Source organism: Ensifer sp. SSB1 (assembly GCF_016652895.1).
Taxonomy (GTDB): Bacteria; Pseudomonadota; Alphaproteobacteria; order Rhizobiales; family Rhizobiaceae; genus Ensifer.
Genome location: NZ_JAEPRP010000076.1, coordinates 1 through 10224 on the forward strand (window position 1 = coordinate 1; position 10224 = coordinate 10224).

13 protein-coding genes and 1 pseudogene are annotated in these 10224 nt (G+C 63.3%); 10 read left to right on the forward strand and 4 right to left on the reverse strand.

Features of this window, described 5'->3' with window-relative positions; genetic code table 11:
* Positions 1–90 precede the first annotated feature (90 nt).
* The gene (locus I8N66_RS19160; RefSeq protein WP_291156695.1) at positions 91–849 is read left to right on the forward strand and encodes an alpha/beta hydrolase; all 759 of its coding nucleotides are present in this window, start codon (positions 91–93) and stop codon (positions 847–849) included.
* Positions 850–929: 80 nt separating this feature from the next.
* Here I8N66_RS19160 and I8N66_RS19165 read toward each other — a convergent pair whose 3' ends face one another.
* Positions 930–1844 carry a LysR family transcriptional regulator gene (locus I8N66_RS19165; protein ID WP_291156698.1) on the reverse strand — a complete coding sequence of 305 codons (915 nt, stop codon included), beginning with the start codon at positions 1842–1844 and terminating at the stop codon, positions 930–932.
* A gap of 127 nt (positions 1845–1971) precedes the next feature.
* Between I8N66_RS19165 and I8N66_RS19170 the strand changes: the two genes are divergently transcribed.
* The 5 genes from I8N66_RS19170 to I8N66_RS19190 all read left to right on the forward strand — a co-directional run bounded on the left by I8N66_RS19170 (position 1972) and on the right by I8N66_RS19190 (position 4625).
* The gene (locus I8N66_RS19170; RefSeq protein WP_113536729.1) at positions 1972–2340 is read left to right on the forward strand and encodes an Atu4866 domain-containing protein; all 369 of its coding nucleotides are present in this window, start codon (positions 1972–1974) and stop codon (positions 2338–2340) included.
* 92 nt (positions 2341–2432) lie between these two features.
* Positions 2433–3167: an SDR family oxidoreductase gene (locus tag I8N66_RS19175; RefSeq protein ID WP_113536730.1), complete on the forward strand. Its 735-nt coding sequence runs from the start codon at positions 2433–2435 to the stop codon at positions 3165–3167.
* Between the two features lie 125 nt (positions 3168–3292).
* Positions 3293–3622 carry a metalloregulator ArsR/SmtB family transcription factor gene (locus I8N66_RS19180; protein ID WP_291156783.1) on the forward strand — a complete coding sequence of 110 codons (330 nt, stop codon included), beginning with the start codon at positions 3293–3295 and terminating at the stop codon, positions 3620–3622.
* A complete protein-coding gene (locus I8N66_RS19185) occupies positions 3619–4086 on the forward strand; it encodes an SRPBCC domain-containing protein (protein WP_291156704.1) in 468 nt (155 codons plus the stop codon). The genes I8N66_RS19180 and I8N66_RS19185 overlap by 4 nt, the downstream gene beginning before the upstream one ends.
* A gap of 125 nt (positions 4087–4211) precedes the next feature.
* A complete protein-coding gene (locus I8N66_RS19190; RefSeq protein ID WP_291156707.1) occupies positions 4212–4625 on the forward strand; it encodes a GFA family protein in 414 nt (137 codons plus the stop codon).
* A 201-nt stretch (positions 4626–4826) separates the two neighbouring features.
* Here the strand turns inward: I8N66_RS19190 and I8N66_RS19195 are convergent, their stop codons facing one another.
* Both I8N66_RS19195 and I8N66_RS19200 read right to left on the reverse strand, forming a co-directional pair.
* Positions 4827–5291 carry a hypothetical protein gene (locus I8N66_RS19195; RefSeq protein WP_113536733.1) on the reverse strand — a complete coding sequence of 155 codons (465 nt, stop codon included), beginning with the start codon at positions 5289–5291 and terminating at the stop codon, positions 4827–4829.
* A 155-nt stretch (positions 5292–5446) separates the two neighbouring features.
* Entirely contained in the window at positions 5447–6073 is a 627-nt protein-coding gene (locus tag I8N66_RS19200; RefSeq protein ID WP_113536734.1) for a glutathione S-transferase family protein, read from the reverse strand.
* Between the two features lie 171 nt (positions 6074–6244).
* On the opposite strand from I8N66_RS19200, the gene I8N66_RS19205 reads away from it, so the two are divergent.
* On the forward strand, positions 6245–7303 hold the full coding sequence (locus tag I8N66_RS19205) for a succinylglutamate desuccinylase/aspartoacylase family protein (RefSeq protein WP_113536735.1): 1059 nt from the start codon (positions 6245–6247) through the stop codon (positions 7301–7303).
* A gap of 43 nt (positions 7304–7346) precedes the next feature.
* Here the strand turns inward: I8N66_RS19205 and I8N66_RS19210 are convergent, their stop codons facing one another.
* Complete coding sequence (locus I8N66_RS19210; RefSeq protein WP_113536736.1) at positions 7347–7829, reverse strand: Lrp/AsnC family transcriptional regulator; 483 nt, start codon at positions 7827–7829, stop codon at positions 7347–7349.
* Positions 7830–8037: 208 nt separating this feature from the next.
* On the opposite strand from I8N66_RS19210, the gene tatA reads away from it, so the two are divergent.
* The 3 genes and pseudogenes from tatA to I8N66_RS19225 all read left to right on the forward strand — a co-directional run.
* Positions 8038–9207: a tyrosine aminotransferase gene (tatA, locus tag I8N66_RS19215; RefSeq protein WP_113536737.1), complete on the forward strand. Its 1170-nt coding sequence runs from the start codon at positions 8038–8040 to the stop codon at positions 9205–9207.
* An 8-nt stretch (positions 9208–9215) separates the two neighbouring features.
* Complete coding sequence (locus I8N66_RS19220) at positions 9216–9848, forward strand: YitT family protein (protein ID WP_113536738.1); 633 nt, start codon at positions 9216–9218, stop codon at positions 9846–9848.
* A gap of 119 nt (positions 9849–9967) precedes the next feature.
* Positions 9968–10224 (forward strand): annotated as a pseudogene (locus I8N66_RS19225) (arsenate reductase); the annotation flags it as partial.

The window sequence follows — 10224 nt, forward strand, 5'->3', positions numbered from 1 at the left end:
TAAGTATCTTTACAAAAATTTTGAGTCGGCGTATAAGATGATTATCGCGATAATCATTGTTGCGAAATAAATCAACCAAGGAGACCCGAAATGCTCAAGTCCCTGATCACCGCTGCCGCTTTCGCCCTCTCCGCAAGCGCGCTCACCCCGGCCCAGGCCGCCCCTGCCGCCAAGAATGTCGTGCTCGTACACGGCGCCTTCGCAGATGGCTCGGGCTGGCAGGGCGTCTACAACATCCTCAAGAAGGACGGCTATGACGTCACCATCGTGCAGAACCCGACCCTGACGCTTGCTGGCGATGTCGCCGTTACCAAGCGCGCGATCGCCGCGCAGGACGGCCCTGTCGTGCTCGTCGGCCACTCCTATGGTGGCGTGGTCGTTTCGGAAGCCGGCACCGACGAGAAGGTAAAATCCGTCGTCTACATCGCCGCCTTCGCGCCGGACAAGGGCGAGTCGGTTTCCACACTCATCGCCAACCCGCCGGCCGGTGCACCCGTTCCGCCGATCCTGCCGCCGGTGGATGGATTCCTTTCGCTCGACAAGGCGAAGTTCGCCGCAGCCTTCGCGGCCGATGTCGATCCCGAGACTGCGGCCTTCATGGCCGACTCCCAGGTTCCCTGGGGCGTCGAAGCGGCCGCCGGCACTGTGACCGCGCCGGCCTGGAAGGAAAAGCCGAGCTTCTACCTCGTCGCCACCGACGACCACATGATCCCGCCGGCTGCCCAGCGCCAGATGGCCAAACGCGCCGGCTCGACTGTTGTCGAAACTGCAGGCAGCCACGCCGTCTACGTTTCGAAGCCGGACGCCGTTGCGGCGCTCATCGAGCAGGCGGCTCAAGCGAGCGAGTAAGCTACGCCGACCGACAACGATACAGGGGCGGAGCGCGAAGCTTCGCCCTTTTTGTTTGTCTCCGAGCCGCTCGGCAGATGCTAGCGGACACTGGCTCGGTGCTGCCGGCTCCACTCTCGCAGATGCTCGATAAGCACGCGGAGTTTCTGGGGCTGCTGCTGTCGGCGCGGATAATAGAGATAGAAGCCGGGGAACGGTGGGCAGAACCCCTCCAGCAGCGGCGTCAGTTCGCCCCGCTCCATATAGGGCTCGAAGGTCTCGCGCATGCCGAAGGTGATGCCGGCGCCGGCGCAGGCAAGCCGAACCATCGTGTTCATGTCGTTGGTCGTCACGCGCGGTTCGACGGCAACATCGAAGTCACGGCCATCCTCAGTGAACTCCCACCGGTAGGGGGCAATATCCGGCCGCGCACGCCAGCCGATGCAGGTGTGGGCGACGAGGTCGCGCGGATGCTGCGGCGCGCCGCAGCGGGAGAGGTAATGCGACGACGCCACGGCCACCTGCCGCTGCTCCTGCGACACCGGAATGGCGATCATGTCCTGTTCGATGACCTCGCCGAGCCGAACGCCGGCGTCGAAGCCTTCGCGCACAATGTCGTATTCCTCATCGGTCACGGTGAGGTCAAGATTGATATCCGGGTAAGCTTCCATGAACGCAGCCAAGGCCGCGCCCGACAGGAAGCTCTCTGCAATCGACGAAACGCTGATGCGAAGCCGGCCGCGCGACCGCGCTCGCAGTTCCGTCACCGCCTGCAGCGCCGTCGCGAGGTCCGTCAGGGCCGGACGAGCGCTGGCATAAAGCTGCTCGCCGGCCTCGGTCAGGCGGACGCTTCGAGTGGTGCGCTGAACCAGCGCCACACCCAGGCGATCCTCCAGCCGCTGCAAGCCCTGGCTGACGGCAGAGCGGGTGACGCCAAGCCGCTCGCCGGCAAGGCGAAAACTGCGCGCCTCGGCGATGGCGATGAATGTGGACATTCCTTCGAGTGTATCGATCATTGGTTAGAATTTCTAACCACGTCATCCCCGATTGGCAACTCGATCGATCAGATCGCCTTTTCTATCTTCTGCTTCACCGGAGCAAAGGCAAAGCGTCTACGCCGGACCGAACGAGATGGAGACAGACATGGCGACCTCCCTATTTCCGCGAGCCGCATGGCTTGCACTGGCCGTCACTGCCGGCGACGCAACCCCGGCGGAGGCAGGCGGCAAGACACCGGGCAAGAATGCCCAAGTGGAGCACAGTGAAAGCGAAACGGCAAAACACCCATATGTGGGCATGTGGGTGACCGACGACGGTTACGTGCGTCACGAACTACTGGCGAGCGGGCGCTACGACGAGGCCCGAGGCACACGGGAGAGCGCCTATCGCGGGCGCTACGAAATCACCGGGACGCACATCGAGTACTGGGACGATACCGGCTTCACGGCGGACGGCAACTTCGTCGACCGTGACACGTTGCACCATGGCGGCATGATCCTTCGCCGCCGCTGATAGCCCTCCCCCGAGCAATCGACGCCCCTCTGCCGGTAAGTGGAACGAACCACACCCCAATCAGAAACGGACCCCTCGAAAGGACAATACCCATGGAGAATGTTCAAGGAAAAGTCGTGGCCATCACCGGCGCAAGCAGCGGCATCGGCGAAGCCACAGCGAAGACATTGGCGGCCGCCGGAGCCAGGGTCGTAATCGGCGCCCGCCGGTCCGATCGGCTGGAGCGCATCGCCGACGAAATCGCCGCCGCCGGCGGCGAGATCCGCTTTCGCATGCTCGACGTTACCGACCGCGATGACGTCGCTGCCTTTGCCCGCTTTGCCGAAGCCGAATTCGGCCGCCTCGACGTCATCGTCAACAATGCCGGCGTGATGCCGCTGTCGCCGCTGGCAGCACTCAAGGTCGACGAGTGGGACCGCATGGTCGACGTGAACATCAAGGGCGTTCTCTACGGCATTGCGGCGGCCCTGCCGATCATGAGTGCGCAAGGGTCCGGGCAGATCGTCAACGTTTCCTCGATCGGTGGGCATTCGGTGTCGCCGACGGCCGCCGTCTACTGCGCGACCAAGTTCGCCGTCCGGGCCATCTCCGATGGCCTGAGGCAGGAGACTGATCGCATCCGCGTCACCGTCATCTCGCCCGGGACGACGACGTCCGAGCTCGCCGATACGATCAGCGATACCACCGCGCGCGCGGCGATGAAGGAATGGCGGGCCATCTGCATCAGCCCGGACGCCATCGCCTCCTCGATTGCCTATGCCATCGGCCAACCGGATGATGTCGACGTCAGCGAGATCATCGTGCGCCCGACGGCGAGCCCGCATTGAAGTGCGCCGGCGGCAAGCAATCCGGCATGAAGGCACGCCTCGGGCGTGCCTTCATGCCGGATTGCTTGCCGCCTTAATCAATAGTGTTGACTAATCAATCAGTATGCACTAATGATTTAGCCATGATGATCGAAACCGCCCCTATCACCGCCGTCATGCGTGCCCTTGCCGATCCGACACGTCGCGCCGTGTTCGAGCGCATCGCCAATGCCGAGGAAATCACCGTCGTCGAACTGACGCGCGGCAGCGGTGTGACGCAGGGGGCGATCTCGCAGCACCTCAAGTCGCTGAAGCAGGTGGGTCTCGTCGCCGAGCGTCCGGAGGGCCGCAACGTCTATTACCGCGCCGAGCCCGAGGGCCTGGCGCCGCTGGTCGACTGGATGAGCCACTACGGCACCTTCTGGCGCGACCGCTTTGCCAATCTGCGCACTCTTCTCAAGGAGATCGATCCATGACCGACGCAGCAGCTCTGAAACTCGAGACGCAGGACATTGTCGTCGACGAGGTCTTTCCGCATACGCCCGAGACGATCTGGAAAACGCTGACCAACGGCGAATTGATGGGCCGCTGGATCATGCCGCCGGCAGGGTTTCAAGCGGTGGAAGGCACGCATTTCACCTTCCAGACGACGCCCGCCGGCGCCTGGGACGGGACCATTCGTTGCCAGGTCCTGGAGGTACGTCCGCATGAGCGCTTCGTCTACTCCTGGCAAGGCGGGCATGAAGGCAATGCCGGCTACGGGTCCCGCCTCGATACCGTCGTCACCTGGACACTGACAAAGGTCGACACCGGCACCCGGCTGCGCCTGGTGCATTCCGGCTTCGTCACGCCGAAGAACGACAGTGCCTACGCGAACATGAGCAACGGCTGGCCGAAGGTTCTGTCGCGCCTCGGCGCCGTCTCCGACGAACAGCGCTGAAAGCCGAAACCGGATCGTCACGGTGATCCGGCACCTCACAAACCCGAAACAGGCAAAGACAATGGTTGGCGTCGCACTTGCGGCCGCGCGCCAGGCTTTGCCGTGCCCGCAACAGGAGGAAATGTATGAGCAAGGCTTATATCGGCGGATGCGCCTGCGGTGCGATCCGCTACGAAATCTCCGGAGAACCGGTCTTCTCCAACGACTGCCAATGTCTTGATTGCCAGCACGAAAGCGGAACCGGGCATGGATCGCATATGACCTTCCGCCGCGACGGCGTGAAACTCGAAGGCGAGGCGACGCACTGGGACATGGTCGCCGACAGCGGTCATGTGAAGACGCGCGGTTTCTGCCCCACCTGCGGCTCGCCCGTCTACATGACCTTTTCGGCAATGCCGGAGTTCTTCAGCGTTCGCGCAGCAAGCCTGGACGATCCCGGCCGCTACAAGCCGCAGGCGGTGACCTATGCGATCCGCGGCCATGCCTGGGACCAGCTCGATCCGGCCTTGGTGAAATTCGAGAAGATGCCGCCGACCTAGGGCGGCAACGCCTTGCGCCCTCGGTCTGGGTTCCGATCTCGAACTGGCGTGCTGTGTCTTCCGCGCGATGCAGCGCACCAACGAGGAGGATGGCACGTAATGGCCAGCCTTTGGTCGCGCGCCGACTACGGCAACCAAAGGCAGCCACGACATCAGGCAGCGACACCGGTCTCGCTGATGTCGCTTCGCGAATGTCTGACCTCAGGAGTGTTTCAGCTGCGTGTTGCACATGCTGTAGTAACCGCCGCCCTTCTTGATCCAGGTAAGGTCGCCCAAGGAATTGTTTGCCTTGTCGGCCTTGTACTGGTCGAGGCAGGTGTGCATGCGCGCCTTTCCAGCGGATTCACTTGAATATTTCGGATCGACTGCCTTCGGGAAAACCACGCCCTTCGGCGCCTTTGCGGTCGTCGCCGCCGGCTCGGGCGCGTTGTCGGTGTTGGCGGTCGTTGGTTCTTCACTCGTCATGGCTGCGGGTTTGGCAGCGGTATCGGTTCCGCACTGTGCTTTGCGGAAGTCATTCCATTTCATCCCGTTGAGCGAGCCGGCGGCTTGCGCGGCCTTATATTTCGCGCTGCATTCGGTCATGCTCAACGCGTGCGCGGGGGATGTCAGAAGGATGGGGGAAAACGCGAGGGCGGCAATTGCTGCAATACGGGTAATCTTCATGGGAATTCCCCTTTTTCAAGAGGCATCAAACGCCCAAGAGGCTCTTGAACGCCGGCCTCACCGAAAGAATCCTCCCCGTTTGTGACCGGATGATGGAAGACTTTCGCCGGCTGCCTGGTTCGCCATGGCCGGGCCGACTACCCTCGACAATTGCATCAGGCCGGTGGAATGAACGGCTGGCTGATCGCCTGGAAAACGGGCAGCGCCTCCAGCTTCCCGGCATGCGCGTGCAGCCGGGGGTAGCTGGAAATCGCGACGAGTTCGGGATGCACCTCGTTGAGGAAGCGCAACACGGCGGCAACGGCGATATCCACATGGCCGATGCGCTCCGAGAACCAGTACTCGCTCTGGATTTCCGCGCGGCTTCCTTCCAGCACGGCAAGCGTTTCCTCGATCTGGCGGCGGCATCGATCGACCCAGACAGCCGAGACTTCACCGTGCAGGCGCTTTTCATAGAAGAGACTGACGGCCTTGTCGCCGAGGCCCGTGGCAAGCGTAGCGATCCTCAGCGCCCGATGTCGCGCCGGCTCGGTTCGCGGGAACATGACCCGATCGTGCGAGACGAGGCTATCGAGGTAGTCGAGAATGATATGGCTATCCGTCAGCGCCGTCCCGTCGTCGAGCACCAGCGTCGGCACGCGCGTCAGCGGATTGTAGGCGCGAAGCGCGTCCGCATTGCCGAAGGACGACCAGGGGCGATGTTCGAACGGGATATCATAGAGCACCAGCGCAATGCCGACGCGACGCACGAAAGGCGAGTCATACTGGCCGATCAGGATCATGGTTCAAGCTCCTCCCTCTGGAACGGTCTCGGGGGACAACAGCCCTCCCCCTCGTGTCAAAGTCAAAGCAGCTTCAGCGCAAGCCAAGACCGCACCCCTGTTCTTAGCGACTTGCGGAGTGTTGTGGGAATGCCGATAAGCGCCAGCAATAAACGATACGGGAGGAGCTCCATGGACATTTCCGAAATCATCATCGCCGGCGATACGCCCGGTATCGAATGGCGCCTGCCGGTCTACCGCTTCAAGGGCAGGAGCGCTGCGGCACCCAGGACCTATATCCAGGCGGCGCTGCACGCCAACGAACTGCCGGGCACCGCACTCGCCCATTTCCTTCTGCAGCGGCTGCAGCAGGCGGAGAAAGACGGCGCCATTCTCGGCGACATCACCGTCGTGCCGCAGGCGAACCCGATCGGCACGGCGCAGTCGCACTTCGGCGAGTTGCAGGGGCGGTTCGACCTCGGTTCGCGCACCAACTTCAACCGCGATTTCCCGCTGATCGCGCTTGGCGACCGTGACCGGCTGATCGACGATCTCGACCGCTACTCGGCGACGGATCGCCTGAAGCGGCAGCTGCTGCATATGGCGCTCGACGCCGACCTGATGCTCGACCTTCACTGTGACGACGAGGCGCTGCAATACGCCTATATCGACGACGCCTTCTGGCCCGAGGCGGGGGACCTAGCCTCGGCGCTGGACATGGAGGCGGTCTTCCTCTCGGATGGCGAAAGCTCCGCCTTCGAGGAGGCCGTCGCCTATGCCTGGAAATACGAGAGCGGGCAGAAGAAGGCACGCCTTCCGGGACGCCTTTCGGTCACCGTCGAGCTTCGCGGCACACGCGACGTCTATCCGGAGCTTGCGCGCAAGGACGCCGACGGTGTCTTCCGCTTCCTCGTCGCCCGCGGCGTTGTTGCCGGTGACGAAGAAACGATCGCACCCTTCGCCGGCATCGTCGCACCGCTCGACAATATCGAGATGATCCGCGCACCGGAGGCGGGCGCAATCCTGTTCCACCGCGACATCGGCGAGACTGTGAAGGCCGGCGACCTGCTCGCGACCATTCTCACCCGTCCCGGCCGGCCTGACGGCGCGCTGGAGGTTCGCGCGCCGCAGGATGGGCTGATCGTCACCCGCGTCTCGACGCGGCTTGCGCGGCGACGTTCGGACCTGATGAAGATCGCCTGCGCCACGGCTTCCAGCGCTGCGCGCAAGCCAGGACCACTCGAGGCCTGAGAGCAATCCCGGGACGGCGTGAAGGTGTCTCGGCTCGCCCTATTCAGCGACCGTCACCCAAGGTGGCGGCCGTCATTTTCGGGCTGTCGAGAAGGATGGTCGATCGCAGCGTCTTGATCTCGGCAATCTGCTCGAACTCACTCCAGAGCAGCCTCTTGTAGTCTGCGACGTCGCGCACCGCGATCTTCAGGAGAAAGTCGAAGTCGCCAGCGACCGTGTGGCACTCCACCACCTCAGGCATGCGCGAAACCAGCTCGATGAAGCGGTGACCGACCTTGCTTGCGGTGCGCTCCAGCGTCACTTCGACAAAGGCCTGGAAGCCGATGCCGGCAGCCTTCGGATCGACCACCACGGTCTGGCGGATGACGCCCGTCGCATAGAGCCTGGCGAGGCGGCGCGACAGCGGCGCCGGCGAGAGACCGACGCGCGCTGCCAGCTCGTTGTTGCTCAACGACGCATCCTCGACCAGCAGACGGATGATCCGTCGGTCGACCTGATCCAGTTCCATCGCCACCTTTTCAACCATCGTCGGCCCCTAGCGCGCAAATCAGCAAATCAATTGCAGAGTTTTGCGCAAATAGCACGCTGTCCATATTGTCTCCGTGGCAAAAATCGCATCGATTTTGCGCATGCGCTGACTTATGAAGGAGACCGCAGGGCAGCCGGAGAAACGGCGGCCGGCAGGCTTTCTCGACCGATAACGCATCGCTGCCACTCAAGGGGGAATTTCCGGCATGTTCGACGCTCTGACCCGCCAACCCGACGATCCGTTGCTCGCCCTGATCGGGCTCTACCGCAAGGACGAACGCCCCGGAAAGGTCGATCTCGGCGTCGGCGTCTACCGCGATGAAACCGGCCACACCCCGATCTTCCGCGCCGTCAAGGCAGCGGAGACGCGCCTGCTCGAAACGCAGGACAGCAAGTCCTATGTCGGCCCCGAGGGCGATCTCGTCTTCATCGATCATCTCTGGACGCTGGTCGGTGGCGATACCATCGATCGCAGCCATATCGCCGGCGTGCAGACGCCGGGCGGTTCCGGCGCGCTCAGGCTCGCGGCCGACCTCATTCACCAGATGGGCGGCAAGCGCATCTGGATCGGCCTGCCAAGCTGGCCGAACCACGCCAGCATCTTCAAGACCGCTGGCCTTGAGCCAGCCGGCTACCCGTTCTTCGACGTGCCGTCACAGACCGTCCTCTTCGACAACATGATGACGGCGCTGCAGGGCGCTGCCGCCGGCGATGCCGTGCTGTTGCATGCCAGCTGCCACAACCCGACGGGCGGCGTCATCACGCAAGCGCAGTGGATGGAGCTTGCCGCCGTCATTGCCGAGCGCGGCCTGCTGCCATTGATCGACCTCGCCTACCAGGGTTTCGGCCGCGGCCTCGACGAGGATGTGGCCGGTCTCCGCCACCTGATCGGCGTCGTGCCCGAAGCACTGGTCGCCGTTTCCTGCTCCAAGTCCTTCGGCCTCTACCGCGAGCGCGCCGGCGCGATCTTCGCCGTGACGACTTCGTCGTCCTCTGCCGATACGGTCCGGTCCAACCTCGCAGGTCTCGCACGCACCAGCTACTCGATGCCGCCGGATCACGGTGCGGCCATCGTGCGGATGATCCTTGCCGACGCCGAGCTCAAGCGTGACTGGCAAGAAGAACTTGAAACCATGCGGCTGCGCATCACCAACATCCGCCGCGCGCTCGCCGAAGGCTTGCGTGACCGCTGGCAGGCGCTCGGCGCCGTGGCCAGCCAGGAAGGCATGTTCTCGCTGCTGCCGCTCGCCGAGGCCGACGTCATGCGGCTCAGGAACGAGCACGGCATCTATATGCCCGGTTCCGGCCGCATCAACATTGCCGGCCTGAAGACGGCGGAAGTCGACGGCGTCATCGCCAACTTCAAGAACCTCTGAGGACCATGATGGCCGAGCGCAGCATCGACGCGACAGAAATCCCGACCGAACGCCATCGCCTCTACGAGGATGCGCTGGCGATCCTGACGGGCACGCTGATCATGTCGCTCGGCATCATCATCTACAGCAAGGCGATGCTGCTCACGGGCAGCACGTCGGGCTTGGCGCTGCTTTTGCAATATGCGACCGGCGCCGAGTTCTGGCTGGTCTTTTCGCTCGTCAACCTGCCCTTCTACATCCTGGCGGTCAAACGGCTCGGCTGGATGTTTGCGCTGCGCACCTTCATCGCCGTCAGCCTCGTCTCCCTATTTTCTCGGCTGACGGCCGGCTGGGTGGAGATAGCACGGCTCGACCCGATCTATGCGGCGGTTGTCGGTGGCGGGCTGATGGGCATGGGCCTGTTGATCCTCTTCCGCCACCGCACCGGCCTTGGCGGCATCAACATCGTGGCGATCTATCTCCAGGAGAGGTTCGGCATCCGTGCCGGATATTTCCAGCTTGCGGTCGATCTCACCATTCTGGCTGCCGCCTTCTTCGTGCTGCCGCCATCGAACCTCGTGCTTTCGGTCATCGGTGCGGCCGTCGTCAACATGACCCTGGCGATCAACCACAAGCCCGGCCGCTACGCCGGTGTGACCTGACGCCAGTTCTCGGTCTTCCCTCCCGCGCATTGGGCGGCTATCACTCCTGCCACCCTCTCAAATCGTGTGATTCCGGACGGTTTCCCCGGACCGCACGACGATGACGCTGGAGCATGGAAATGACGATTACGATCTACGGCATCAAGAACTGCGACACGATGAAGAAGGCGCGCACCTGGCTCGACGGCCGCGGCATTGCCTATCGCTTTCATGACTACAAGGCCGAAGGTATCGACCGCCCGCATCTCGAGCGCTGGTGCAAGGAAGCCGGGTGGGAAACGGTGTTGAACCGCGCCGGAACGACCTTCCGCAAGCTCGACGAAGCGGACAGGCAGGACCTTGACCAGGAAAAAGCCATTGCGCTGATGCTGGCGCA

Bases quoted from the DNA above. Each gene is read 5' to 3' on its own strand.
- I8N66_RS19165 (WP_291156698.1), bottom strand. From the start codon at position 1,844: ATGATCGATACACTCGAAGGAATGTCCACATTCATCGCCATCGCCGAG.
- I8N66_RS19195 (WP_113536733.1), bottom strand. From the start codon at position 5,291: ATGAAGATTACCCGTATTGCAGCAATTGCCGCCCTCGCGTTTTCCCCC.
- I8N66_RS19200 (WP_113536734.1), bottom strand. From the start codon at position 6,073: ATGATCCTGATCGGCCAGTATGACTCGCCTTTCGTGCGTCGCGTCGGC.
- tatA (WP_113536737.1), top strand. From the start codon at position 8,038: ATGTTCGACGCTCTGACCCGCCAACCCGACGATCCGTTGCTCGCCCTG.
- I8N66_RS19205 (WP_113536735.1), top strand. From the start codon at position 6,245: ATGGACATTTCCGAAATCATCATCGCCGGCGATACGCCCGGTATCGAA.
- I8N66_RS19210 (WP_113536736.1), bottom strand. From the start codon at position 7,829: ATGGTTGAAAAGGTGGCGATGGAACTGGATCAGGTCGACCGACGGATC.
- I8N66_RS19170 (WP_113536729.1), top strand. From the start codon at position 1,972: ATGGCGACCTCCCTATTTCCGCGAGCCGCATGGCTTGCACTGGCCGTC.
- I8N66_RS19175 (WP_113536730.1), top strand. From the start codon at position 2,433: ATGGAGAATGTTCAAGGAAAAGTCGTGGCCATCACCGGCGCAAGCAGC.
- I8N66_RS19220 (WP_113536738.1), top strand. From the start codon at position 9,216: ATGGCCGAGCGCAGCATCGACGCGACAGAAATCCCGACCGAACGCCAT.
- I8N66_RS19160 (WP_291156695.1), top strand. From the start codon at position 91: ATGCTCAAGTCCCTGATCACCGCTGCCGCTTTCGCCCTCTCCGCAAGC.
- I8N66_RS19190 (WP_291156707.1), top strand. From the start codon at position 4,212: ATGAGCAAGGCTTATATCGGCGGATGCGCCTGCGGTGCGATCCGCTAC.
- I8N66_RS19180 (WP_291156783.1), top strand. From the start codon at position 3,293: ATGATCGAAACCGCCCCTATCACCGCCGTCATGCGTGCCCTTGCCGAT.
- I8N66_RS19185 (WP_291156704.1), top strand. From the start codon at position 3,619: ATGACCGACGCAGCAGCTCTGAAACTCGAGACGCAGGACATTGTCGTC.